Source organism: Streptomyces sp. NBC_00057 (assembly GCF_045041165.1).
Classification (GTDB): domain Bacteria; phylum Actinomycetota; class Actinomycetes; order Streptomycetales; family Streptomycetaceae; genus Streptomyces.
The window spans coordinates 6,299,557-6,324,636 of the sequence record NZ_CP108256.1 but is presented as its reverse complement, the minus strand read 5'-3'; the positions used below and the strand labels follow the sequence as shown (position 1 = coordinate 6,324,636).

Annotated in this window: 21 protein-coding genes and 2 pseudogenes; 13 read left to right on the top strand and 10 right to left on the bottom strand. The window is 70.5% G+C overall.

Annotated elements, in window-relative coordinates; translation table 11 throughout:
- Nucleotides 1-60 precede the first annotated feature (60 nt).
- Nucleotides 61-309: an acyl carrier protein gene (locus OG953_RS29690; protein ID WP_030925892.1), complete on the top strand. Its 249-nt coding sequence runs from the start codon at nt 61-63 to the stop codon at nt 307-309.
- Between the two features lie 77 nt (nt 310-386).
- Nucleotides 387-1,649, top strand: a complete 1,263-nt coding sequence (gene fabF / locus OG953_RS29685; protein ID WP_405688116.1) for a beta-ketoacyl-ACP synthase II — start codon at nt 387-389, stop codon at nt 1,647-1,649.
- Between the two features lie 248 nt (nt 1,650-1,897).
- Here fabF and OG953_RS29680 read toward each other — a convergent pair whose 3' ends face one another.
- A complete protein-coding gene (locus tag OG953_RS29680; RefSeq protein WP_114244370.1) occupies nt 1,898-2,392 on the bottom strand; it encodes a DUF3145 domain-containing protein in 495 nt (164 codons plus the stop codon).
- Between the two features lie 351 nt (nt 2,393-2,743).
- Here OG953_RS29680 and OG953_RS29675 point away from each other — a divergent pair, with 351 nt between their 5' ends.
- Together OG953_RS29675 and OG953_RS29670 are read left to right on the top strand one after the other, a co-directional pair.
- The gene (locus OG953_RS29675) at nt 2,744-3,661 is read left to right on the top strand and encodes an SGNH/GDSL hydrolase family protein (RefSeq protein WP_405688114.1); all 918 of its coding nucleotides are present in this window, start codon (nt 2,744-2,746) and stop codon (nt 3,659-3,661) included.
- Nucleotides 3,662-3,672: 11 nt separating this feature from the next.
- Nucleotides 3,673-4,400: pseudogene (locus OG953_RS29670) on the top strand (aldose epimerase family protein).
- A 66-nt stretch (nt 4,401-4,466) separates the two neighbouring features.
- On the opposite strand, the gene OG953_RS29665 reads toward OG953_RS29670, so the two are convergent.
- Nucleotides 4,467-6,938, bottom strand: a complete 2,472-nt coding sequence (locus tag OG953_RS29665; protein WP_405688113.1) for a beta-glucosidase — start codon at nt 6,936-6,938, stop codon at nt 4,467-4,469.
- A 152-nt stretch (nt 6,939-7,090) separates the two neighbouring features.
- Here OG953_RS29665 and OG953_RS29660 point away from each other — a divergent pair, with 152 nt between their 5' ends.
- Nucleotides 7,091-7,687: a TetR/AcrR family transcriptional regulator gene (locus tag OG953_RS29660; RefSeq protein ID WP_405688111.1), complete on the top strand. Its 597-nt coding sequence runs from the start codon at nt 7,091-7,093 to the stop codon at nt 7,685-7,687.
- Between the two features lie 119 nt (nt 7,688-7,806).
- Nucleotides 7,807-9,762, top strand: coding sequence for an FAD-dependent oxidoreductase (locus OG953_RS29655; RefSeq protein ID WP_405688109.1), 1,956 nt, complete (start codon nt 7,807-7,809; stop codon nt 9,760-9,762).
- Nucleotides 9,763-9,795: 33 nt separating this feature from the next.
- Here OG953_RS29655 and OG953_RS29650 read toward each other — a convergent pair.
- The 4 genes and pseudogenes from OG953_RS29650 to OG953_RS29635 form a co-directional block, all read right to left on the bottom strand.
- A pseudogene (locus tag OG953_RS29650) lies at nt 9,796-9,897 on the bottom strand (LysE family translocator); the annotation flags it as partial.
- 9 nt (nt 9,898-9,906) lie between these two features.
- Nucleotides 9,907-10,686 carry an EI24 domain-containing protein gene (locus OG953_RS29645; protein WP_405688108.1) on the bottom strand — a complete coding sequence of 260 codons (780 nt, stop codon included), beginning with the start codon at nt 10,684-10,686 and terminating at the stop codon, nt 9,907-9,909.
- Between the two features lie 107 nt (nt 10,687-10,793).
- The gene (locus OG953_RS29640; protein ID WP_405688106.1) at nt 10,794-11,222 is read right to left on the bottom strand and encodes an organic hydroperoxide resistance protein; all 429 of its coding nucleotides are present in this window, start codon (nt 11,220-11,222) and stop codon (nt 10,794-10,796) included.
- A gap of 89 nt (nt 11,223-11,311) precedes the next feature.
- Nucleotides 11,312-12,331 (bottom strand): NADP-dependent oxidoreductase, encoded by a 1,020-nt coding sequence (locus OG953_RS29635; protein WP_405688104.1) that lies wholly within the window; start codon nt 12,329-12,331, stop codon nt 11,312-11,314.
- 150 nt (nt 12,332-12,481) lie between these two features.
- Here OG953_RS29635 and OG953_RS29630 point away from each other — a divergent pair, with 150 nt between their 5' ends.
- On the top strand, nt 12,482-12,925 hold the full coding sequence (locus OG953_RS29630) for a MarR family winged helix-turn-helix transcriptional regulator (protein ID WP_405688102.1): 444 nt from the start codon (nt 12,482-12,484) through the stop codon (nt 12,923-12,925).
- 41 nt (nt 12,926-12,966) lie between these two features.
- On the opposite strand, the gene OG953_RS29625 is transcribed toward OG953_RS29630, so the two are convergent.
- Nucleotides 12,967-13,737 (bottom strand): hypothetical protein, encoded by a 771-nt coding sequence (locus tag OG953_RS29625; RefSeq protein ID WP_405688101.1) that lies wholly within the window; start codon nt 13,735-13,737, stop codon nt 12,967-12,969.
- Between the two features lie 78 nt (nt 13,738-13,815).
- Here OG953_RS29625 and OG953_RS29620 point away from each other — a divergent pair, with 78 nt between their 5' ends.
- The 3 genes from OG953_RS29620 (at nt 13,816) to OG953_RS29610 (ending at nt 17,383) form a co-directional block, all read left to right on the top strand.
- Entirely contained in the window at nt 13,816-14,382 is a 567-nt protein-coding gene (locus OG953_RS29620) for a hypothetical protein (RefSeq protein ID WP_405688099.1), read from the top strand.
- A 148-nt stretch (nt 14,383-14,530) separates the two neighbouring features.
- Complete coding sequence (locus tag OG953_RS29615; protein WP_405688098.1) at nt 14,531-15,568, top strand: rod shape-determining protein; 1,038 nt, start codon at nt 14,531-14,533, stop codon at nt 15,566-15,568.
- Between the two features lie 186 nt (nt 15,569-15,754).
- The gene (locus OG953_RS29610) at nt 15,755-17,383 is read left to right on the top strand and encodes an IS200/IS605 family accessory protein TnpB-related protein (RefSeq protein ID WP_405692136.1); all 1,629 of its coding nucleotides are present in this window, start codon (nt 15,755-15,757) and stop codon (nt 17,381-17,383) included.
- A 112-nt stretch (nt 17,384-17,495) separates the two neighbouring features.
- Here OG953_RS29610 and OG953_RS29605 read toward each other — a convergent pair whose 3' ends face one another.
- Nucleotides 17,496-17,927, bottom strand: a complete 432-nt coding sequence (locus OG953_RS29605) for an Lrp/AsnC family transcriptional regulator (RefSeq protein ID WP_405688097.1) — start codon at nt 17,925-17,927, stop codon at nt 17,496-17,498.
- Nucleotides 17,928-18,230: 303 nt separating this feature from the next.
- On the opposite strand from OG953_RS29605, the gene OG953_RS29600 reads away from it, so the two are divergent.
- On the top strand, nt 18,231-19,106 hold the full coding sequence (locus OG953_RS29600; protein ID WP_405688096.1) for an IS982 family transposase: 876 nt from the start codon (nt 18,231-18,233) through the stop codon (nt 19,104-19,106).
- Nucleotides 19,107-19,257: 151 nt separating this feature from the next.
- On the opposite strand, the gene OG953_RS29595 is transcribed toward OG953_RS29600, so the two are convergent.
- Nucleotides 19,258-20,496: an MFS transporter gene (locus OG953_RS29595; RefSeq protein WP_405688095.1), complete on the bottom strand. Its 1,239-nt coding sequence runs from the start codon at nt 20,494-20,496 to the stop codon at nt 19,258-19,260.
- A 526-nt stretch (nt 20,497-21,022) separates the two neighbouring features.
- On the opposite strand from OG953_RS29595, the gene OG953_RS29590 reads away from it, so the two are divergent.
- Together OG953_RS29590 and OG953_RS29585 are read left to right on the top strand one after the other, a co-directional pair.
- Nucleotides 21,023-22,408 carry an acyl-CoA synthetase gene (locus OG953_RS29590; RefSeq protein ID WP_405692134.1) on the top strand — a complete coding sequence of 462 codons (1,386 nt, stop codon included), beginning with the start codon at nt 21,023-21,025 and terminating at the stop codon, nt 22,406-22,408.
- The gene (locus OG953_RS29585; protein ID WP_405688093.1) at nt 22,401-23,762 is read left to right on the top strand and encodes a carboxyl transferase domain-containing protein; all 1,362 of its coding nucleotides are present in this window, start codon (nt 22,401-22,403) and stop codon (nt 23,760-23,762) included. Before OG953_RS29590 ends, OG953_RS29585 begins: the two co-directional genes overlap by 8 nt.
- A 4-nt stretch (nt 23,763-23,766) precedes the next feature.
- On the opposite strand, the gene OG953_RS29580 is transcribed toward OG953_RS29585, so the two are convergent.
- Nucleotides 23,767-25,032 (bottom strand): MFS transporter, encoded by a 1,266-nt coding sequence (locus OG953_RS29580; RefSeq protein WP_405688091.1) that lies wholly within the window; start codon nt 25,030-25,032, stop codon nt 23,767-23,769.
- Nucleotides 25,033-25,080: the final 48 nt, after the last annotated feature.

The following is a 25,080-nucleotide window of genomic DNA, read 5'->3' as shown; positions in this document are numbered from 1 at the left end:
CACCAGGCCTTTCGGCCCGGACGTCCGAACCCTGCAGATAAACACCGAAGGAGCGCCAACATGGCCGCCACTCAGGAAGAGATCGTCAACGGTCTCGCCGAGATCGTCAACGAGATCGCCGGTATCCCGGTCGAGGACGTCCAGCTGGACAAGTCCTTCACCGACGACCTGGACGTCGACTCGCTGTCCATGGTCGAGGTCGTCGTCGCCGCCGAGGAGCGCTTCGACGTCAAGATCCCCGACGAGGACGTCAAGAACCTCAAGACTGTCGGCGATGCTGCCGACTACATCCTCAAGCACCAGGCCTGATCAGGTCGGCTCCTGTGTCGCCACCCGGCGGTGGCGCCGCTGATTCACGACCCTCTACACGTGGAGAAGATTTTCCAGTGAACTCGACCAATCGCACCGTGGTCGTCACCGGTATCGGCGCAACCACTCCGCTGGGTGGCGACTCGGCGTCGACCTGGGAAGGTCTGATGGCCGGTCGTTCCGGCGTCAAGCCTCTCGAGGGCGAACGTTTCGCCGAATTGCCCGTCCGGATCGCCGCGCTCGCGGCCGTCGACCCGGGCGACGTCCTGCCCCGCCCGCTCGCCCGCAAGCTGGACCGTTCGGCGCAGTTCGCGCTGATCGCGGCCCGCGAGGCGTGGGCGGACGCCGGCTTCACCGGCAAGGCCGGTGAGGACGACACGGTCCAGCCCGAGCGGCTGGGCACAGTCATCGCCTCCGGTATCGGCGGCGTGATCACCCTGCTCGACCAGTACGACGTGCTCAAGGAGAAGGGCGTACGCCGCGTCTCCCCGCACACCGTGCCCATGCTCATGCCCAACGGCCCGGCCGCCAACGTCGGCCTGGAGGTCAACGCCCAGGCCGGTGTGCACACTCCGGTCTCCGCCTGCGCCTCGGGCGCGGAGGCGATCGGGTACGCCGTCGAGATGATCCGCACCGGCCGTGCCGATGTGGTCCTCGCCGGTGGCACCGAGGCGGCGATCCACCCGCTGCCGATCGCCGCGTTCGCCAACATGATGGCGATGTCCAAGCACAACGAGGAGCCCGAGAAGGCCTCCCGTCCGTACGACACGGGCCGTGACGGCTTCGTCCTCGGCGAGGGTGCCGGGGTCGTCGTCCTGGAGTCCGCGGAGCACGCCGCCGCGCGTGGCGCCAAGGTCTACTGCGAGGTGCTGGGCCAGGGTCTGTCCGCTGACGCCCACCACATCGCGCAGCCCGAGCCGACCGGTCGCGGCATCGCCGCCGCGATGCAGAACCTGCTGGACCAGACGGACCTCAAGCCGTCCGAGGTCGTGCACCTCAACGCGCACGCCACGTCGACGCCGCAGGGCGACGTCGCGGAGCTGAAGGCTCTGCGCAAGGTTCTGGGCGACGACCTCGACCACGTCGCGATCTCCGCGACGAAGTCGATGACCGGTCACCTCCTCGGTGGCGCGGGCGGCATCGAGACCGTCGCGACGGTCCTGGCGCTGCACCACCGGATGGCCCCGCCGACGATCAACGTGGAGCACCTCGACGAGGCGGTGGAGGCGGACATCGTGCGCGATGAGCCCCGGCCGCTGCCGGAGGGGCCGATCGCCGCGATCAACAACTCGTTCGGCTTCGGCGGTCACAACGTGGTCCTGGCGTTCCGCAGCGTCTGACCTGCGGTCCGCGGTCCGGTACACCGAAGCCCGCTTCCCCGGTCGGGGGAGGCGGGCTTCGTCCGCTGCGCGGGGCGTTTCGGGGGCGCTGCCCCCGGACCCCCGCTCCTCAAGCGCCGGAGGGGCTTGATTTTGCCGGGTTCAGCTTGGATTTGCCGGATCAGGGTGAATTTCAGCCTCGCCGGCATTTGAGGCGCGCAGGTCCGGGGCGGAGTCCCCGGTCCGGGGCAGCGCGCCCGGTCACGGGCTCACACCACCTGGTGCAGCCACCGCACCGGCGCGCCCTCTCCCGCATGGCGGAAGGACTCCAACTCGTCGTCCCACGGCTTGCCGAGCAGCTTGGCGATCTCGGCCTCCAGGTCGGTCTCGCCCCGCACGGACCGCGCCAGCGCCGCCCGCAAGCGGTCCTCGGGCACCAGAATGTCGCCGTGCATGCCGGTGACGGCGTGGAAGATGCCCAGTTCGGGCGTGGAGCTGTAGCGCTCGCCCTCCGACGTGGGACTCGGCTCGGCCGTCACCTCGAAGCGCAGCAGATCCCAGCCGCGCAGCGCGGAGGCCAGCTTCGACGCCGTGCCGGGCCTGGCCTGCCAGGAGAACTCGGACCGCCAGGTACCGGGCGCGGCCGGCTGTCTGATCCAGTCCAGCTGGACCCGCACACCGAGTACACCCGCCACCGCCCATTCGACATGGGGGCAGAGCGCGCGCGGTGCGGAGTGAACGTACAGAACTCCACGTGTCGTCACCGGGACCTCCAGTGTGGGACGAAGTTCGCCTTCCCCAGCGGCCTCGCGCCCGTACCGTCTCTTCTCGGCCGGTTCCCGAGGTTGTCATCAGTAAACAGCATCGGGGTGAATCTCCTGAAAAGGGACAGTATGTGACGTGATGTGATTTACAGAAAGCCACCCGAATAGAGCCGGGTGAGGGGAAGCGCCGCTGGTTCGACGAGGAAAAGCTACCGCGCGGCGGCGTCCGAGGTGTGACGTACCGTCGGTCCCGGGCCCATCATTCGCTCAGCTTTCACCCTGCAGAGCGCCCGGGCCCTACGACCGGTGCCACGAGGGGTTGCCGGGGGCATAACCGAGGGGAGCCAAGGGATGCAGGATCGTTCCGCCCGCCACCGTTCGCGTACCGTGGCCGCCGTCCTGACGGCCGTCTCGTTGCTCGGCACGGCTGTCCTGACCGGCTGCGACGCCGGCCAGGACGGGACGACGAAGGGGGCGACGGCCGAAAAGCGGCGGCCGCCCGCCAAGCCAGGCCCGCTCTGGGACCGCAGACCGGGGTCGGTGGCCGCCGTCGGTGACTCCATCACCCGCGGTTTCGACGCCTGTTCGGTGCTGGCGGACTGCCCGGAGGTGTCCTGGGCGACCGGCACGGACAGCGGGGTGCGCAGCCTCGCCGTGCGGCTGCTCGGTGAGTCGGGGGCCGCCGAGCGCAGCTGGAACCATGCCGAGACGGGGGCCAGGATCGCGCAGTTGCCGGAGCAGATGGCGCTGGCCGCAAAGGAGAAGCCGGATCTGGTGACGGTGATGATCGGCGCCAATGACGCCTGCCGGGACTCGGCGCGGTTCATGACTCCGGTGGCGGATTTCCGGGCGTCGTTCGAGGCTTCGATGCGTCAGTTGCGCGCCGGGGCGCCCAAGGCGCACGTGTATGTGTCGAGCGTGCCGGATCTCAAGCGGCTCTGGTCGACGGGGCGCGGCAATCCGCTGGGCAAGCAGATCTGGAAGCTGGGGATCTGTCAGTCGATGCTGGGTGACGCGGACGACATGGGCGCGCGCGCCGTGGCCCGGCGTACCTCGGTGCAGGATCGGGTCGTGGCGTACAACGACGTGCTGCGGAAGGTCTGTGCGAAGGACCGGCGCTGCCGTTACGACGGCGGGGCGGTTTTCGACTACCGGTTCACCGGCAAACAGCTCAGCCAGTGGGACTGGTTCCATCCGGGACGGAACGGGCAGGCGCGGCTGGCGGAGATCGCGTACCGCAATGTCACCTCGGCCCGGCCCCCGGCGTAGAGTTTGTGATCATGGACACAGGTTCGGGCACCGCGCTGCGTACGGAAGAGTTCGGCACCCTCGCGGACGGCGCCGTGGTCCACCGCTGGACGCTGGAGCGGGACGGTACGCGGGTGCGTGTCCTGACGTACGGCGGCATCGTGCAGTCGGTCGAGGTGCCCGGCCGGGACGGAGTGCGGGCGGGTGTGGCGCTCGGGCTGCCGGATCTCGCCGGGTACGAGACGTATTCGGGTCCGTATTTCGGCGCGCTGGTCGGGCGGTACGCGAACCGGATCGGTGGTGCCTGTTTCGAACTGGACGGGCAGACGCACCGGGTGACGCGCAACGAGGGGCGCAACCATGTGCACGGCGGGGCCCGGGGCTTCGACAAGCGCGTGTGGCAGGCGCGGGAGGTGGCGGACGGTGTCCGGCTCTCCCTGGTCTCCGAGGGCGGCGAGGAGGGCTTCCCGGGGTGTCTGACGGTGTCGGCGACGTACACCCTGGACGAGGGCGGGGCGCTGCGGATCGCGTACCGGGCGACGACGGACGCCCCGACGGTGCTGAACCTGACGAATCACACCTACTGGAATCTCGCGGGCGGCCGTTCGGGCCCTGTGCCGGGATCGCGCTGGAGACCCAGCACTTCCCGGACTCCCCGAACCGGCCCGAGTTCCCGAGCACGGTGCTGCGGCCGGGCGAGGAGTATGTCTCGACGACGGTGTACGGATTCGCGGTGCGCCGAGGTGCGCTGACGGCATGAATCGGCATGAGGAGAGCCCCGGAGCAGGGTCAGGTACCGCGCCGGGGCTCTCCCGTACCGGGGCCGCTACTCCTTGATGTCCACGGACGCCGTCAGGCGTACGTCACCGAGCGATCGGGCCGCCTGCACCTCGTAGGTGCCGGGGACGAGGGTCCAGTCGTACGCCGTCTCGTCCCAGATCTCGTACGCACGCCGCTCCAGCGGAATCACTGCCTCGGCGCTCTCGCCGGGGGCCGCCTCGACCCGTGCGAAGCCGGCCAGCCAGCGGACCGGGCGTTCGGCGGTGTCCTCCTGGGGCGCCAGGTAGAGCTGGACTGTCTCGGCTCCGGGCCGGGTGCCGGTGTTGCGGAGGCGGACCGTGGCGGTGTCGGGGCCGGCCACCAGGTTCTCGTACTCCCAGGTGGTGTAGCCGAGTCCGTGGCCGAAGGGGTAGGCGGGCGCGGTGCCGGCCTTCTCCCAGGCCCGGTAGCCGACGAAGACGCCCTCCTCGTAGTGGAGTTCGCCGCCGGTGGGAGTGGTCGAGGAGACCGGGACGTCGGCGAGTGCGACCGGCCAGGTGGTGGGGAGGCGCCCGCCCGGTTCCTCGGCGCCGAGCAGGACGTCGGCGAGGGCGTGGCCGGCCTCCTGACCGGGGAACCAGCCGAGCAGGACCGCGGCGACCTCGTCACGCCACGGAAGCTCCACCGGGGAGCCGGAGTTGACGATCACGACGGTGTTCGGGTTGGCGGCGGCGACGGCCCTGACGAGGTCGTCCTGGTGGCCGGGGAGCTTCAGGTCGGTGCGGTCGAAGCCTTCGGACTCGACGGTTTCGGTGGTGCCGACGACGACGATCGCGGTGTCCGCGGCGCGGGCCGACTCGACGGCCTCGGCTATCAGCTCCTGGGAGTCGCGGCGCGGGCCGAGGTGGCAGAAGGAGAACGAGACGCCGGGAATAGGTGCGTCGTCGCCCAGGGTGTCGGGGATCTGCCGCAGGGAGACCTCGACGGGTTCGTCCGCGGTGAGGACGGTCCGGCCGCGCTCCAGGGGGTTGCCGAAGAACGCCTCGCCGGGGTCGGCGGAGCCGGTGACCCGGTGGACCTCGTCGTACAGGGTCTCGCCCGCGACGGTGAGGCTGAGCGCTCCGGTGCCGCGGGTGCCGAAGATGTGCTCGCCGCTGTCGCGCGGGACGAAGGTGCCGGTGATCTCGACGCTGTGCAGCGTCTCGCGGGTCACGCCCTCGGGGAAGTCGTCACCGATCCACTGGACGGTGCCGCTGTGCAGCGGGGCGGAGCCGATGACGGTGCCGGAGGCGTCGTAACAGACGGCCCTGAGCTCGAAGCCCTTCTCGGCGGGGGTGAGTTCGTTGTTCGGGTCGGCGCCGACGCGGTAGTCGAGGACGTCCTCGGGGAGGGCGGCGATGAGGCCGTCCAGCGGCGAGACGATGTGGTGCGGGAAGACCTGGGCGGAGCCGCCGCCGAGGACCCGGGCGTCCCGGGCGAGCGCCCCGCTGAGCGCGACCTTGCGGACGGCGGCCGGGTCGATGGGGAGCGCGGCGCGTTCATTGCGTACGAGGACGAAGGAGCGGCGGGCGATCTCGCGGGCCAGCGCGTCGCCGTCGACGGTCTCGGGGCGGTCCGCCTCGTCGACGGCGGGCGGGGCGCCGTCCAGGATGCCGACGCGGGCGGCCAGCCGCAGCACGTTGCGTACGGCCCCGTCGACGACGGACTCCTCGACGTCACCGGCCCGTACGGCGTCGGCGAGCGCCTTGCCGTACACGGTCCTGGGGCCCGGCATGGCGACGTCGAGACCGCCGTTGACGGCGGCGACGGTGGAGCGGGCGGCCAGCCAGTCGGAGACGATGTAGCCGTCGAAGCCCCATTCGCCGCGCAGCACCGCGTTCTGCAGATAGCGGTGCTCGGTCATGGTGGAGCCGTTGACCTGGTTGTACGCGGCCATGATGCCCCACGGGTGGGCGTTCTTGACGATCCGTTCGAACGGGGCGAGGTAGATCTCGCGCAGGGTGCGCGGGTCGACGATGTTGTCGACGGTGAAGCGGTCGGTCTCGGCGTCGTTGGCGACGAAGTGCTTGACGGTCGTGCCGACCCCGCCGTCCTGCACGCCCCGCACATAGCCGGTGCCGATCTCGCCGGTGAGGTACGGGTCCTCGCTGTACGTCTCGAAGTGGCGCCCGCCGAGCGGGGACCGGTGGAGGTTCACGGTCGGGGCGAGGAGGACGTGCACCCCCTTGCGGCGGGCCTCCTGGGCCAGCAGCCGGCCGGCCCGGCGGGCCAGGGCCGGGTCCCAGGTCGCGGCGAGCGCGGTGGGCGAGGGCAGTGCGACGGACGGGTCGTCGGCGGTCCAGGCGACCCCGCGGACGCCGATCGGCCCGTCGGACATCACCAGGGAGCGCAGCCCGACGGCGGGGAGTTCGGGCAGCGACCACATGTCCTGGCCGGCCAGGAGCCGCGTCTTGTCGTCGAGCCCCAGTGCGGCCAGCGCCGCGTCGACCGCGGCCTCGCGGACCGCATCGGGATGGGTGGATGTGGACGCGCCTGCCACGGCCGTACCTCCTCGTCGGATTCCTGCACTGAATGTCTCCATAGTGACTCCATTACCAGTAGAGCAGTAGGCTTCGTTATCAGTCTGTAATTTTCAGGGATGGCGTACGGTCCTCGGGGCGGAACCGATGGAGCACCGAAAGGGGCCGGGAGATGGTGCGGGCCAGAAGCGCGGAGCGGCGGGCGGAGATTCTCCGCGCCACTCTCGAAGTGATCGCCGAGCGCGGCTACCGCGGCGCCTCGCTGAGCGCTGTCGCCGAGCGGGTCGGCCTCAGTCAGCAGGGGCTCCTGCACTACTTCCCGACCAAGGAGGCACTGCTCGTCGCCGTGCTGGAGGAGCGCGACCAATGGGACACGGGCGGCGGCACCCGGAGCGACGGCACATGGCGGATCGATCTGCTGACCTCGCTCGTCGAGTACAACGCGATGCGGCCCGGCATCGTCCAGACGTTCTCGGCGCTGCTCGGCGAGAGCGTGACGGAGGGTCATCCCGCGCGGGAGTTCTTCACCCGCCGCTACACCCAGGTCCGGGCGAGCATGGCGGCGATGCTGCGCGCCGAGTACGGCGAGCGGCTGCCGGGCGGCCTGACTCCGGAGCGCACGGCGCCGCTGCTGGTGGCGATGATGGACGGGCTTCAGTACCAGTGGCTGCTGGACCCGGATTCGGTGGACATGCCGACGGCTTTCCAGGATTTCCTGACGCTCTTGCGGTCGACGGAATCGAGTGCCCCCGAGAACCCTCGATCATGACATGACCTGCAGCGACACCTGTACGACTAGATCGACAATCCCCACCTGCGGGTGATTTCCGAACGATCTACGCGCGTCCGGGCAGAGGTCACCGTCCCGGGCGCCGCAGGGTGGGGCGCATGACTTCCAAGCCTGCCGGGCCTTCCTCCGGCCTGCCCTCCCGGCGCACCGTGATCACAGGTGCCGCCGCCGGTGCCGCCGCCCTTGCCACGACCGCCGTGGGCTCCGCAAGTGCCGCCGCTCCGGGCGCCCTTGGTGCGCCCGCCGCATCCGGTACCGCGCTCGCACCTGCGGCCACCGGTTCGGACTGGGACGCCTGCCTGAACATCGCCCGCGCCATCCTCGTACGCGACGAACAGGACCAGCCGCTGATCCCCCACTACCGCGACATCCTGCTGTCCAAGGGCCTGCCGCGCAGCCGCAAGGCCCCCAAGAAGGTGCTGGTCGTCGGCGCGGGCCCGGCCGGGCTCACCGCCGCCCATCTGCTCCGCAGCGCCGGGCACACCGTCACCGTGATCGAGGCCAACGGCAACCGCGTCGGCGGCCGGATCAAGACCTTCCGCAAAGGCGGCCACGAGAACGCGAAGGCGCCGTTCGCCGACCCGAAGCAGTACGCCGAGGCCGGCGCCATGCGGATCCCCGACAGCCACCCGCTCGTCACCGGACTGATGGACAGCTTCGACCTGAAGCGCCGCCGCTTCTACCTGGTCGATGTCGACACAGAGGGCCGGCCGGTCAACCGCACCTGGATCCACGTCAACGGCGTCCGGATGCGCAAGGCCGACTACGCGGCGAAGCCGCAGGCGATCAACCGCTCGTTCGGGGTCCCCGCGGAGTTCGAGAACAAGACCGCCGCGACGATCGTGCGGGAGGCCTTCGCACCCGTGCGCAAGGAGTTCGAGGGCAAGGAGGGCCGCGAGCTCGTCGAGGGCTGGGCGCGGGTCATCCAGAGGTACGGACACTGGTCGATGTTCCGCTTCCTGACCGAGGCGGCCAAGCTCGACGAGCGCACCATCGACCTCATCGGCACGGTCGAGAACCTCACCTCCCGGCTCCATCTCGCCTTTGTGCACAGCTTCATCGGCGCCTCCCTGATCAGCCCGGACACCGCGTTCTTCGAGCTGCCGGACGGTACGGCCACCCTTGCCGACGCAATGTACGAGCGGGTCGAGGACATCGTGCGGCTGGACCGCCGGGCCACCAGGATCAGCTACGGCGCGGACCGTGTCCGGGTCGAGACGGTCTCCGAGGGCCGGGACGGCAAGCCGCTCGTGCGCGAGACGTTCACCGGCGACCGGGCGATCATCACCGTGCCGTTCTCCGGGCTGCGCCACATCCCCGTCGCTCCCGCGCTCTCGTACGGGAAGCGGCGCGCGATCACCGAGATCCACTACGACGCGGCGACCAAGGTGCTGCTCGAATTCAGCCTCCGCTGGTGGGAGTTCGAGGAGAAGGACTGGAAGACCGAGCTGGACAAGGTCCGGCCCGGTCTGTACGAGGCCTACCGGCTGGGCAAGGCTCCGGCCGACGGTTCGCTGCTGGGTGCCCACCCCTCCGTACCGCCCGGCCATCTCCCGCCCAACCAGCGCGTGCACTACGCGGCGTACCGGGCCACCGCCCGCAACCAGCCCGAGGCGGCGCATGTCATCGGCGGCGGATCGGTCACCGACAACCCCAACCGCTTCATGTTCCAGCCGTCCCACCCGGTCGAGGGGAGCGCGGGCGGCGTCGTCCTCGCCTCGTACAGCTGGGCCGACGACGCGCTGAAGTGGGACTCGCTGGACGACGACGAGCGCTATCCGCACGCCCTGGGCGGGGTGCAGGACGTGTACGGGCAGCGCATCGAGGTCTTCTACACGGGCGTCGGCGCCACCCAGTCGTGGATGCGCGATCCGTACGCGTACGGCGAGGCCTCGGTGCTGCTGCCGGGCCAGCACACCGAGTTGTTCGCCGATGTGCGCTCGGTCGAGGGGCCGCTGCACTTCGCCGGCTGCCACACCTCGATCAAGCCGGCCTGGATCGAGGGGGCCCTGGAGTCGGCGGTCAGGTCCGCGCTGGAGGTGCACAGCAGCTGACCCGTGTCCGGCGGGCGTCGCTCAGCGGGCCATTCAGTGCCCTTCCAGGCCCAGGGCGACGCCCAGTCCGACGAGCACCGATCCGATGCCCCTGTTGAGGACCTTCTGCCACCTCAGCATCGCGGTGCGCAGGCGCGGAATCTCTCAGCCCTTGTCGAGGGTGTACGGGGCGGGGGCCACGTCGTCATCGGGCGCCACCAGGTCCCGCGCCAGCAGGGTGGCTCCGGCGACGGCGCCCGGCATCAGGAACACGGCGACGAACGGGACGAGGAAGGCGAGTCCCAGCGGTACGCCGAAGCCGAGGGTCAGCATGCGGCGCCCGCGCAGCAGGACGAGCCGGTCTTTCAGGACCATGCCGCGCCGCTGGAGTGCGACGGCGGTGAGCTCCTCGGAGAGGAAGTAGCCGGTGACGCAGAAGCCGATCACGGGGACGACCGTCTGGCCGACGACCGGAATGAATCCGAGGGCGAAGAGCAGCACCGCGTACAGCCCCACCCGCACCAGGATGCGGACGCTGTCGCGGGCGGATATCCACAGCTCTTGCCAGAGCGGCAGCCCGGACTCGGGGACCTCACCGCCTTCCGTACGGTCGACCTGCTCGGAGAGCGACTCGTAGAAGGGCTGGCCGACCAGCAGCGTCACGGCGGTGAACGTGATCACGGCGAGGAAGAGGCCGAGGGCGAAGACCAGCACGGTCAGGGTGTTACGGAGCAGGCCGAGCCAGGGCGATGACCAGTCGTCGGCGAAGGGGGTCGCCCAGGTCACCAGGTTGTCGGCGCCGTAGCCGAGGCCGACCAGCGCCGCCGCGTACAGGACGAGGGTGACGAGTCCGGGCAGCAGCCCGAAACCGAACCAGCGTCCGTGCCTGCCGACCCATCGCTGCCCCTTTATCAAGTAGCCGAAGCCCACCCCTAGATCACGCATGGTGTCAGCGTACTTGTGGGGGCGGGGGCCTTTCCCGCCGCGGTGTGTCCGGTGCACGACCGGGGGCCGCACCCCTGCGGGTGCGGCCCTCGGTCGGTTTCGAGCGGTCAGGCCACCGACAGCTCGACCTTGATGTTGCCGCGCGTGGCGTTCGAGTACGGGCACACCTGGTGGGCCTTCTCGATGAGCGACTGCGCGGTTGCGGTGTCGACGTTCGGAATGGTGGCGGTGATCGCGACCTCCAGACCGAAGCCGCCCTCGGCGGTCCTGCCGATGCCGACCGCGGCGGTCACCGTGGAGCCGGAGATGTCGGCCTTCTCCTGACGGGCCACGACGCCGAGTGCCCCCTGGAAGCAGGCGCTGTAGCCGGCCGCGAAGAGCTGCTCCGGGTTGGTGCCCGCGCCGCTTCCGCCCATGGCCTTGGGCGGGTTGACGATGACGTCGAGGTTGCCGTCGTCGGACGAGACGCGGCCGTCACGGCCGTTCTCGGCGGTGGCGACGGCTGTGTAGGCAACAGTGATGTCCTCAATGGCCATGCCGGAAATTCCTTCTGCTGTGCGCCGCGACTCGCGCCCACGATCGGGACGGCCTGCGGAGGAGCCTGACGGGTGCACCGGAGCCTCTGTCAGGCGAGGGAAACGATCATCTTTCCGGTGTTCTCGCCACGCAGCAGACCCGTGAAGGCGTCGAAGCCGTTCTCGATGCCTTCGACAAAGGTCTCCCGGTACTTCAGCTCGCCCGAGGCCAGCCAGCCGGCGACCTCCTGGACGAACTGCGGCTGGAGCGCGGCGTGATCGCCGACGAGCATGCCCTGGATGCGCAGCCGCTTGCCGATGACCAGGGCGAGGTTGCGCGGGCCGGGGGTCGGCTCGGTGGCGTTGTACTGGGCGATCATTCCGCAGACGGTGACGCGGCCGTGCACGTTGAGCGAGGAGATCGCCGCTTCGAGGTGCTCGCCGCCGACATTGTCGAAGTAGACGTCGATGCCGTCGGGGGCGGCCTCGCGCAGCTGCTCGGCGACCGGGCCGTTCTTGTAGTTGAAGGCCGCGTCGAAGCCGTACTCCTCCACGAGGAGCTTGACCTTCTCGTCGGAACCGGCCGAGCCGATGACCCGCGAGGCGCCCTTGAGCTTCGCCATCTGGCCGACCTGGCTGCCGACCGCACCGGCCGCGCCGGATACGAAGACGGCGTCGCCCTCCCTGAAGGAAGCGACCTCGAAGAGGCCGGCGTAGGCGGTGAGCCCGGTCATGCCGAGCACGCCGAGATAGGCGGAGAGCGGGGCGAGCGACGCGTCGACCTTCACGGCGTGCTTGGCCGGGACGTCGGCGTACTCGCGCCAGCCGAGGCCGTGCAGGACGTGGTCGCCGACCGCGATGCCCGCCGCGTTCGAGGCGATGACCTCGCCGACCGCTCCACCTTCCATGGGGTGGTCGAGCTGGAAGGGCGGGGTGTACGACTTCACGTCGTTCATCCTTCCCCTCATGTACGGGTCGACCGAGAAGTACAGATTGCGGACGAGGACGCGGCCCTCGCCGGGAGCGGTGACCGGGGCCTCACGCAGCGCGAAATCCTCGGCCTTCGGCCAGCCGTGGGGGCGGGCGACGAGGTGCCATTCACGGCTGGACGTGGGAAGTGCTGCAGACATGGGCTCGGGGTCTCCTCGATGCCTTACGGGGTGGGGGAAGCTTCGCCCGGGACGGTGGGGCCGACGGGGGAAGCCAAAATGCTTCATTACGTGAAACAACCATGCTCCCGAATATTTCACCTTGTCAAGTAACCGGCTATCCTGGGCGTCATGGCCACCACTCGTACAGACCCTTTGACTCTCGAAGTCGTCGAGCTCATCGGTACCGTCGTGGCGCGCTACTACGAGGAGTACGACGAGGCTGCGGCGGCCCACTCCCTCACCGGCGCCCAGGCGCGCGTCCTCGGGCTGCTCTCCCTGGAGCCGATGCCCATGCGCAAGATCGCCCAGAAGCTGAAGTGCGAGCCGTCGAATGTCACCGGCATCGTCGACCGGCTGGAGACGCGCGGCCTGGTGGAGCGCAGGCCGGATCCGGCCGACCGGCGGGTGAAGCTGGCCGCCCCGACGGAGAAGGGTTCGCGGACGGCGCAGCAGCTGCGCGATTCGCTCACTTTCGCCCGGGAGCCGCTGGCCGAGCTGTCGGACGGGGACCGGGCGATGCTGCGGGACCTGCTGCGGCGGATGCTGGGCGAATCAGGCCCGCGCCGCGACTGAGGACGCGGCGTGGCCGGGGGTCACGCAAGCGGGCAAACCGCTCACCAGCAGAACCACGGGAACCAGCACGTGTCGGACCTGGTCGGCGAGGGCGTCGGGCTGGGCTTGGGCGGTGCCGGGCTTGCCGACTGTGTCGGGCCGTCGCTGGGCCGGACGGAGGCCGAGGGTCGGCCGGGCGTCTCCTCGGTGGCACCCGGGCCGGCCGACGGGTCCGTGGAGGCGGAGGGCGCGGTGGAGGCCGGTGCCGACGCGGCAAAACCCTCGGGGCGGGCGCTGCCGGTCGCCCCGCCCGCACCTGTGGCATCGGCCGGATGGGAATCGGTGGCCGGAAGCACGGATGGACCGTCCACCGGACCGGGCGGCTCGAGCGCGTCGCTCGCCGAGGGGGCAGGGGCCGGCCCGGTCGTGACCGAGGTGGATTCGCGTACGTAGTCCGAGGCGCCGCCGTCGCCGTTCGGCTCGGTGGCCAGCTCGGCCAGGCTCAGCGCCCCGGCCGCGAGCACCACGCCGAGCACGACGAGCAGGGCCGTCCGGCCGCGACGGCGGTGCGCACGCCGACCACGCCCCTGCGCCCCGGCCCTCCGGTCCGGCCTGCGGGAACCATGTGTGCCGCGCGCGAGCTGGGCAGCGCCGCGCCCCTGGCGGCGTCGCCCCCCGGGCTGGGGCGGTGCGGACGTCTCGCGCTCCGCATCCGGTTCGTGACCGGAGGGCGCAGGCGTGGCGTAGTGGCTCAGCGCCTCGGCGGGGATTCCGCATCCGGCACAGGCCAGAGCACCGTTGAGATGCCGCTGACACGGGTGGCAGTAATCCATGGCGCCCGCAGATTAGGTGCCTGTAGGACAACGTAGAAAGCCGCTCAGGTGAGGATCCTGTGTGGAACCGTTGAATCCATGACCGCGCCCACACATTTCGGCCCTCGTGAGTTCCAGCTCGTCCTGTTGCGCCGGATGGCCGACCATCAACCCGCCCTCGTCGACGACGCCCGGCAGGAACTGAGCGCCTCGCTCGCCGAGATGCGGGAGGCCAACCGCCGTTGGCAGGCCATGGTGCGGGCGCCACGCGGGCGGGGCGCCCTGCGCCGCTACCGTTCGGTGCTCGGCGAACCCGAGTCGTCCGTACACCGCACCATCGGCGACCTGGAGTGCGACGCGCTGCTGTGGCCGGTGCCGCTCTGGCCGGATCTGCGGTTCGAGGTGATGGTCGCGCCGAGCGGGGCCGTATGGAACGAATGGCTGGTCCGGGCGCCGGGAGCACCGGGCCCCGAGCTGCGTACGGTCGAGGATCTGCGTCCCTGGTCGGGCACGGTGGACGAGGTCGCACGGGCCTTCGCACCGGCCCGCCCCATGGAAGGCAGCGCACCGACCAGGTGGGCGCTCGCGATCACCGCACCCGGGACGGGTGAGCGGTATGTCGCCGAATTCACCTGGGGGCTGTTCCAGCGGCTGCTGCCCGGCTGACTTCCCCGTACCGCACTTTTCTGTCGGTTCGTCAGCTATGTACTTCCTACGGCCCATCCCGACGCGCGCAATGACTCCGAACGGCGCACGATGCGAAGAGAGCCGGCTGCCGCCGGTACCCCAATCAGCGCTCTCGGGAGAACCTGCCGTGACCGTCAGCCTTGAGCAGTTGCGCCGTTGCCATGTCGCCGTCGACCTCGGGGCCGCCCGGACCCGTGTGTACGTCAAGGGGCTCGGGCTCGTCGTCGACGAACCGAGTGCCGCCGCCATGAACACCCGTACCGGCTCGCTCATCGCCGTCGGCACGCTCGCCGAACAGATGACGGGCCGCACCCCCGACTACATCCGGGTGGTCCACCCGGTCACCGGCGGAACCGTCATCGACATCGAGATGGCCCAGCGCATGCTCCGCCAGTTGCTCGGCGACAAGCTCCGCCGCCAGCTGCGCCGCAAGCCACGGCTGCGGGCCGCCGCCTGCACCCCGCACGACAGCGATCCGCTCGCCCAGCGGGCCACCGTCGAGACCCTGGTGGGTCTGGGCGCCCGGCGGGTCGAACTGGTCGACACCCTGATCGCGGCGGCCGTCGGCTGCGGGCTGCCCGTCGAGCAGCCGACCGCCTCCATGATCATGGTGTGCGGGGCGGCGACCACCCAGATCGCGGTGCTCTCGCTCGGTTCGATCGTGACCGCCGCACGCATCCCGGTCGGCGGCGACGCCATCGATCACGCGGTGATCCAGCATCTGCGCCAGCACCACGAGCTGATGCTGCCGAGCCAGTCCGTACGCCCGCTCCAGGTGGCGCTCAGCGGCGGCGGTCTGAGCGCGCACGGGCCGACCATGACCGAGATCCACGGCCGGGACGTGGCGACCGGCCTGGCCCGCTCGGTGCAGGTCGACACCGCCGCGATGCGTCAGGCGATCCACGCGCCGCTGACCACGGTGCTCGACGGCCTCGGCAAGATCCTGCGCGACTGTCCGCCCGACCTGGTGGCCGACATCGCCGACTGCGGGATCATGATGGTCGGCGGCAGCGCGCAGCTGCCCGGTCTCGAACAGATGCTGCGGAATGCCACGGGTGTGCCCGTGCACATCGCCGAGCGGCCCGACGTGTGTTCCGTAATGGGGCTCGGTGCGATGCTGGACGGGAAGATCGCGCCGTTGGTTCTCGACCCGCTCGCCTGCTGACCACCGCGGGGGGTTGCGAGCTGCTGTCGGTTTGCTGAGCTGAAGTGCGTTGTAGCGAGCAGGAGTGAGTCCTGTCGGCGGGTTCGCGGGGCGGGAACGGTAGTTCTGGGACCAAATGGGTGACCTTGACGGCTGCCGCTCGTTGGGCCGGGTGGCAGGTTTCCAGTCATGGGGAGGGGTGTTGTGGTGGGTGGTTTGCGGGAGTTGGCGGCGCCGTTCGTGGCGCTCGGGCCGTGCGGGGTGGCAATCCGGGACCGCCTCAAGCACCTCACATCCCAGGACGAGAACGTGCTCCGCTTGGTCGGTGAGCATCAGGGGGCGCTCGCTTCCCGTGATCTCAGGGCCCGTTGTGCGGATGGCCTGGAGCACAGCAAGGAGACCTGGGCGTCGCGCAAGCGGGACCTGACCGCGCAGTCGTCGTCGCGGATCGCCGGTGCGATCACGAAGGCCACGCACGATCAGTGGGCGCTGGCGCGCCGTTGTCAGGCGGCGCACATCCGGAATCTGGAGGCCGGGATCGGGACGCTGCGGCACCGCCTGTCCCTCCCCATCGGCGCGCCGGGAACGAAGCGGGCAGCCGGTGGCTACCGCTCCAAGGGTGAGTGGTTCCACAAGTCCCGGCGCCTCGCGGCGCTGGAAGCCCGGCACGATGCCGCGGTCCGTGACCGGCAGGCCGGACGCGTCCGGGTCGTGCGGGGCGGCAGACGCCTCCTCAACACCCGCCACCACCTCACCCAGGCCCGGCTGACCGAAGAGCAGTGGCGAGAACGCTGGGAAGCGGAACGCTGGTTCATCGCCGCCGACGGCGAGTCGGGGAAGCGGTTCGGGAACGAGACGATCCGCGTCACCCCGGACGGCGAGGTCAGCATCAAACTGCCCGCCCCGCTCGCCCACCTGGCCAACACCCGGCACGGCCGGTACACCCTCACCTCCACCGCGGCGTTCGCGCACCGGGGTCAGGAGTGGGCCGACCGCATCACCGCGAACCGGTCCGTCGCCTACCGCATCCACCTCGACACCGACCGTTGCCGCTGGTACCTCACCGCATCCTGGCAACGCCCCGCCGTCCGGACCATCCCGCTGGCCACCGCCCGCGCCCGGGGCATGATCGGCGTCGACACCAACGCCGACCACTTCGCCGCCTATCAGCTCGACCAGCATGGCAACCCGGTCGGTGACCCGCACCGTTTCCCCTACGACCTGTCCGGTTCGGCCGGTCACCGCGACGCCCAGATCCGCCACGCACTGACCCGCCTGATCAACTGGGCCAAGCAGGCCGGTGTCGCCGCGATCGGCATCGAAGACCTCGACTTCACCACTGAGAAGACCCGCGAGAAGCACGGCCGCCGGAAGCGGTTTAGGCAGCTGATCTCCGGCATCCCGACCGGAAAGCTCAAGGCCCGGCTGGTCTCCATGGCGGCCGAACAGGGCCTGAGCATTGTCGCGGTCGACCCCGCCTACACCTCGATGTGGGGTGCCCAGCACTGGCAGAAACCACTGGCCACCCCCAAGCGAAAGATGTCCCGTCACGATGCCGCCGGCATCGCGATCGGACGACGCGCCCTCGGACACCCGATCCGGCGTCGGGCGGCACCGCCCCCACACGACCGGAGAGATCGTGCGGGGCATCGGACCGCCCAGGCCAGGCCAGGCACCCGAGGACGTGACGGAACCCGCCCACCCGCAACGGACCACGCCCCACGAGACGTGCAGCCGAACGGGACGAGAAAGCGGGAACCCAGCGCATCCAACACCGTTCGGGATGCACCCAGTACACATCGGTGGGTCCTGGACTCACTCATGCACACTGGTTAGGAACGGTGCGGCGTATGACCGAACGGGAAACGCCGGCCGGACGGGCGAGCCGCGGTCCGGCCGTCGGTCGCCGACGACGGCCGGGACGAGGACGGCTCGTGCTCACCGACCGTCATCTGGCGGGCGCCGCTCTGAGCGCGACGCGGGTGTTGGAGTGCGCGACGCCGGCCTCCCGCTTGAGCCTGCGCAGCAGTCCGTCCAGCGCTCTGGTGTCGGCCACGGCGGCCCGTACGAGGTAGTCGTGGCCGCCGGTCACATGCACCACTTCGGTGATTCCCGGCAGGGCGAGCACCGCCCGCTCGAACACCTCGTTCGTCGTGTCCATCCGCAGCGACACGTCGATGAAGACGACAAGGCCCGTACGGGTGTCGGCGGCCGGGTCGATGATCACGGTGAAGCCGCGGATGACACCGTCGCGCCGCAGCCGGCGCACCCGGTCGGCCGCGGCATTGGCGCTGAGCCCGACCCGTACGCCCAGATCGCGGTACGAGATCCGGGCATCCTCCTGCAGGATGCCGAGGATTTCCCTGTCCAGACGGTCCATACTGCGATTGTCGCAGCTTTGTCCGGATTGTGACTTCGCAAGACGCGTCCGGAGCTCTCCCCCCGTGCGCGGTTCCCGGCCGGGTTGCCCCGCATAGCGCATCCCGCCGGGCCCACGGCTTGTGCCCGCCCTTGACCGAATGGGTGGATACAGCCGTCAAGCAGCCTCCTGTCCCGGTCGGCGGACGGGCCCAGGGGCGCCGGACCAGATGATCAATTCCAAGGGGTGCCTGCGGAGACGAGAACAACGAGGGCGTCCAAGATCGTTTTGTGACGAACAACCTGGACACCCTCGCGACAGTATGTGACGACCGACGACCTGCTGAAGCAGCGTCCGGACCTGGCACCGTGGCGGCCGGCCGTGGGAATGGCGCCGCGACTCACCAACGCCGAGCTGGTCACCCTCGCGATGATGCAGGCCATGCTCGGTTTCACCTCCGAGGCCAGGTGGCTCCGCCACGCCCGCGCCCACCTGCGGCACCTCTTCCCGTACCTGCCGCAGCAGCCTGGCTACAACAAGCGGCTGCGCAAGGCCGCCGAACTCCTGCGCCGGGTCACCCGGATCCTTGCCACCAGCACCTCCGTGTGGAGCGACGACGTATGGATCGTGGACTCCACACCCGTGGAATGCGGCCGCTCACGGGAGACCGTGAAACGCTCCGACCTGGCCGGATGGGCCCAGTACGGCTACTGCGCCAGCCACAGCCGCTTCTTCTGGGGCTTGCGACTGCACCTGGTGTGCACCCTCCAGGGCCTGCCCGTAGCCTTCGCCCTGACCGGCGCCAAGGCCGACGAGCGCGAGACCCTGCTGGACCTCCTCGCGGCCGAACCGCACCTCCTCGCCGCCCGGCCCGGCCAGACCCTGATCGGCGACAAGAACTACTTTGGCCGCACCCTCGAACACGAACTCGCCCAGCAGGGCATCCAGTTGCTACGGCCGACCCGCAAGGGCGAACAGCAGCGGCCTGGCGGATCCCCGTTCAAGCCGCTGCGGCAGGTCATCGAGTCGGTCAACGAGACCTTCAAGGGCCAACTCGATCTCGAACAGCACCGAGGACGCACACCCCGCGGTGTCGTCGCCCGCGTCATGCAGCGAATACTCGCGCTGACCGCCGCGACCTGGCACAACGATCACACCGGACAGCCCGTCCTTCGCTCACTGACCGCCTATGACCACTGACGATAACGCCGGGCGTTCGGATTACTCGTCTTAGAAGTCATCTCACTTGGTGGCTTCAAGCTGTGGGACGCGGTGAGGATCGTTAAGTGTTTGGCGGCGGGTGGGTTGTGGGAGCCGTTCCAGCACGCCCTGGGCGGAAGCGAGGACCGGGTCATGCCAGAACAGCGTCCTGTCTGGCTGCTGCCGCGCGGCTCTGCTCGGCCCACCGGACCGCATACGGCATCGCCAGTCCCGCAAGCACGAAGACGCCGCCCAGCGCCAGCCAGCCGGGAACGCCCCAGGCGATGCAGAACAGGGCCAGGACCGACGGCGCCAGGGAGCTCGCCAGGCCCGTGCCGGTGGCTTGAAGTCCGGAGTACTGCCCCTGAGCCTGGGCGGGCGCGAGTCCGAAGCTCAGCTCGAACGAGGCCGCCGCGTGCCAGAGCTCGCCGATCGTGTGCACGACGACACCCGCGACGATCAGCACGGCGGCGAGCCACCCTGGCATCCCCGCAGCGGCCGCGATCGCCGCCATGCCGAGCAGGAACGCCACGCCGGAACGGACCGCGCCCCGTCCCGCAGAGGCGTTGTCGACGACACCCCGGCTCGCCCGTACCTGGAACGCCACCACCATCAGCGTGTTGACCACCCCGCATGCCCCGATCAGCCAGTGGGGTGCTTGGCTGTGGCCGACGATCCACAGCGGTAGCGCGAACACCAGAACGTGTCCCTGAAGCGAGAGGAGCGAGTCGAGCGCGGTCACCACCATGTACGGGAGGTCCTTCAGCACGCCCCACTGGCTGGCAGGGGGCGCCTCCGATGCGGATATGGGCTCCGGCTCGCGCGCAGGCGGCAGGTGTGGCAGTCGGGTCACAATGGCCGCGCAGAGCAGGAAACTCAGGGCGTTGGCCAGGATCAGTGCCACGTACGCGCCTCGCGTGTCCACCTGCACCACCACGCCGGCCATGACCGCACCGCACGCTCCGGCGAGGTTGGCCGTCGCCCGCAGGTAGGACCGGTACTTCGTCGGGTTCGGCCCCGCGAAGCCGCGCGTTAGCGGCCCCCGGGCCGCAGCTCCGGCCGAGGCCGCGAACTGGGTGAGGGAGATGGTCAGGACGAACGCCCAGAACGAGTGCACCAGCACCAGCGCCGCCATCGCCGCGGCCTGCACGCACTGGATCACCAGGTACGTCTCACGCGGCCCGTGCCGGTCGGCCACCCGCCCCGCCGGCACCCCAGCCACCAGGCCCACCAGGGCCGCCACCCCCATGGCCAGACCGACCTGCGTCACCGACAGGCCGACCGAGCGGGTAAAGAACAGAGCGGCGCCGGTCATGAAGAGACCGTTGCCGATCATGCTGATGAACGTCGCCAGCGCCAGCGTCCGCCGCGGCCCGCGTTCGAGCAGCACCCCTCGCGCAATCAGCCACGACGGCCGAGGCCGCCACCGTGACTGCGGTGGTATGTCTGCCGACGTGCCGCCTGAAGTCTTGTCGGTCCTCATGGTGTGCCGGATTCCCCTTCCTGAAAGCCCTCTTGCCGCCCAGGACTATGCACGGGGCCAGACCCGCAGCGAAAGGCAATCTGATCTGGCGAAATGTCACATCTGTAAAGGGAACTGGAGGCGACCGCCAGCAGTTGTGCTGAGTGACGGGGCGCCGGTTCTCCTTACATCCGTTCAAGGCCGCCTTGAGCGAGAGCCGTTTAGCTGTGAGCAAGAGCAAAACTTCGATGCTCGTCTCACTGAGCGAGCCAGCGGTGGCAGATGAGGGTGCAGGCGATGCTCGTGAAGGCTAGGAAGTGTTCGGCACCCGATCCCTGGTTACTGACCACTGACCCCTTGGAATCGATCATCTAGGGTGCGGCAGGTGACTCCTCTTCTGTTTGTGCCGGATGACGGTTCCGCCCGGGAAGCCACCCGATTCGGCGAACACACCATGACGTACGACCGGTTGGCCGCCGCCTCCACCGCGCTCGCCGCGCGTCTCAGTGGTGCCGCACGAGTCGCCGTCTGGGCCACGCCCACGCCCGAGACCGTGGTCGCCGTCGTGGCCGCGCTGCGGGCCGGGGTGCCGGCGGTGCCGCTCAACCCGAAGACCGGCACGCGCGAACTCGCGCACATCGTGGCCGACAGCGAACCGACCGTGGTGCTGGCCGGGGCGGGCGACGTGCTCCCGCCGGTGCTGGACACGCTGGACCGTATCGATGTCGACACGGCCCCGGACGGCGAGGGCGGCAGCGCCGCGCTTTTGGAGCCCTCCCCCGAGTCCCCCGCGCTGATCGTCTACACCTCCGGCACCACGGGTCCGCCCAAGGGCGCGATCCTGCCGCGGCGGGCGATCGCCGCGTCGCTGGACGCGCTGGAGGACGCCTGGCAGTGGACCGGCGACGACGTGCTCGTCCACGCCCTGCCGCTGTTCCATGTGCACGGTCTGATCCTGGGCGTGCTCGGTCCGCTGCGCCGTGGCGGATCGGTGCGGCACCTGGGCAGGTTCTCCACCGACGATGTGGCCCGGGAGCTGTCGTCCGGCGGCACGATGCTCTTCGGCGTACCGACGATGTACCACCGGCTGGCCGAGGCCCTCGACGGCTCCGCCCCCGGTGCGGCCGAGCTGGCGAAGGCGCTGGCCGGGGCCCGGCTGCTGGTGTCCGGGTCTGCCGCACTGCCGGTCCACGACCACGAGCGGATCGCGGCGGCGACCGGCCGCCGGGTCATCGAGCGGTACGGCATGACGGAGACCCTGATGAACACGGGTGTCCGGGCCGACGGCGAACCACGCCCCGGCACGGTCGGCGCACCCCTGCGCGGCGTCGAGCTCCGCCTGGTCGAGGAGGACGGCACCGTACTCACCGGTCCCGACGCCATCGGCGAGATCCAGGTGCGCGGTACGAACCTCTTCACCGGCTATCTGAACCACCCCGACGCCACGGCCGCCGCGCTCACCGAGGACGGCTGGTTCCGTACGGGAGACATGGCCACCCGTGACACCGACGGCTATGTACGGATCGTCGGCCGCAAGGCCACCGATCTGATCAAGAGCGGCGGGTACAAGATCGGCGCCGGTGAGATCGAGAACGCGCTCCTCGACCACCCCGGTGTCCGCGAGGCCGCCGTCACCGGTGAGCCGGACCCGGATCTGGGCGAGCGGATCGTCGCCTGGGTGGTGCCGGCCGACCCCGCCTCGCCCCCGACGGAGGACGAGCTCGCGGACCATGTGGCCGCCCAGCTGTCCCCGCACAAGCGCCCGCGCACGGTCCGCTACCTGGACGCTCTGCCCCGCAACGACCTGGGCAAGATCATGAAGCGGTCGCTCCATGCGTGACCGGCTGACGGCGAGGGCGGCGATCGCGGCCCTCACCACCGAGTTCGAGGAGCTCGTCGAATCCGGCGTGGCCGACCACGACACGGATGGGGACGGGCCCCTGTCCTGGGCCGGGTACGCGGACTCCCGGGCCCGCGCCGCCACTCGTACCGGCGAGGAGGAGTCCGTCGTCCACGGCCTCGCCTCCGTCGGCGGCCGGAGCTGTGTCCTGGTCTCGTTCGAGTTCGGATTCCTGGGCGGCTCACTCGGGCAGCGCACCGGGGACCTGCTGGAGGCCGCGTACGAGGCCGCCCGCACCCGGGAGCTTCCGCTGGTCTCGCTCATCGCGACGGGCGGCAGCCGGATGCAGGAGGGCATGGTCGCCCTGACCCAGCTGCAGCGCGTGGCCCGCGCCTCGGCGCGGCTTCGGGCGGCCGGCCCCGCTCAGCTCGCGGTCCTGCGTGATCCGACGACGGGCGGCGGCTGGGCAACGCTGGGCGCGGGCGCCGATGTGATCCTGGCGCTGCCGGGCGCCCAGGTGGGGTTCGCCGGGTCCCGGGTGCGGCCCGCGGACGCGGACCCCCACGCGTACACCGCCGAGGGCCAGCTGGCCGCGGGCCAGATCGACGCCGTCGTCCCGCCTGACGAGCTCCCGGAGACAGTGGCCCGCTGGCTGCAGGCGCTCCACGCACCCGGTTCCCCGGCCCCCGGCCCCGCTCCCGTGCCGGACGCCCTGTCCGCCACCGGTCTCCCGGTGACCGGCTGGGACGCGGTCCGGCAGGCCCGCTCCCCTTCCCGGCCGCGCGCCGAGGCGTATCTGGACGCGTATTTCGACCACCGGCTCCCGCTCGGCGGCGACCGCTGCGGTGGTACGGATCCGGGGCTGAGCTGTGGTTTCGGGCGGCGCGACGGCCGGACGATCGCGTACGTCGCCCAGTGCGGCACCGCGACCCGCCCGGCCGGCTACCGCACGGCGGCCCGGGTGATCCGGCTGGCCGACCGGCTCGGTGTTCCCGTGCTCACCCTGATCGACACCCCGGGCGCGGCGAACGACGCAGAGGCGGAACGGGCGGGCGCGGGCGCGGCCATCGCCGACACCTTCGCGGCGATAGCCGAGGCCAGGGTCCCCGTCACGACGCTGGTGATCGGCGAGGGCGGTTCGGGCGGCGCACTGGCCCTGGCGGCACCGGGGAACACCTATGTCACCCAGGACAGCTATTTCTCGGTGATCGCCCCGGAATTGGCGGCGGCGATCCTGAAGCGCACCCCGGACGAGGTGCATGCCACGGCCGACCAGCTGCGGCTGCGCCCCCAGGACCTGGTGGAACTCGGCGTCGCCCGCGCCGTGGTGCGGCCGGATCCGCCCGAGGACTGAGCCGTCAGGGCTGCGGGTCCTTCGCGTCGTACCGCGCGAACCCGCGCCACCGCAGCCCCAGCAGCGATACGGCGACGACACAGGCGATCCCACCGCCGGTCACCGCCAGGCCGGGCGAGGTCAGATCGGCGACCGATCCGGCCAGGAAGTCGCCGAGCCTCGGTCCGCCCGCCACGACGACGATGAACACGCCCTGCAGCCGTCCCCGCATCTCGTCAGGCACGGCCGCCTGGAGCATGGTGTTCCGGAAGACCATCGAGGTGGTGTCCGCGGCACCGGCGAGCGCCAGGAAGATCAGTCCGAGCCAGAGCTGACGGGTCAGCCCGAAGAGCGCGATGGCGGTGCCCCAGCAGGCGACGGCGAGGAGCACGACGAGGCCCTGGCGGCGGATGCGACCCAGCCAGCCGGAGAACACCCCGCCGAGCAGCGCCCCCAGCGCCGGAGCGGCGACGAGCAGCCCAGTGGTCTTCGCGTCACCGCCGTACCAGACCACGGCGACGACGGGGAACAGCGCCCGGGGATGGGCCAGCAGCATGGCGCACATGTCGGTGAAGAAGGTCATCCGCAGATTGGGCCTGGTCCCGAGGAAGCGCAGCCCGTCCGCGACGGATGCCCGTTTGTCGCCCGCGCCCTCCCCCCGTTCCGGCAGCATCGAGGGCAGCCGCCACATCGCGTACAGCGAGGCGGTGAAGGTGACGGCGTCGACGGTGTACGCGGCCCGGTACCCCCACCAGCCGACGACGATCCCGCCGAGCATCGGCCCGACCAGCGTGCCGGTGGTGCTGGTCATGGAGGTGAGCGCGTTGGCCGCGGGCAGTTGCTCGGCCGGCAGCAGCCGGGCGATCATCGAGCTGCGGGCCGGTGCGTTGACCGCGAAGCAGGCCGCCTGCAGGGCGACGACCGCGTACAGCAGCCCCACCTGCTCCACCCCGGCGACGGTGGCGGCGACCAGCCCGACGGAGAGGACGAACGACCCCGCGGAGCTGGCCAGTCCCAGCTTGCGGCGGTCGATGGTGTCCGCGACGGCCCCGCCGTACAGCCCGAAGAAGACCAGCGGCAGGAACGAACAGAACCCGATGAGCCCGACCGAGAAGGCGGACCCGGTGATGTCGTAGACCTGGAGCGAGACGGCGAGCGCCGTCATTCCCTGCCCGATCCAGGAGACCGTGTTCCCGAACCAGAGCCGCCGGTAGTCGGGGGAGGTCCGCAGCGGCGTCAGATCGGCGAGTATTCGTGTGCGGCGTGCAGGTTCATCGGCTGTTTCGGTCACAGCGGATGGTAACGACCGGCGTGTGTCCGGTGGCCCGTTCCCCATCGG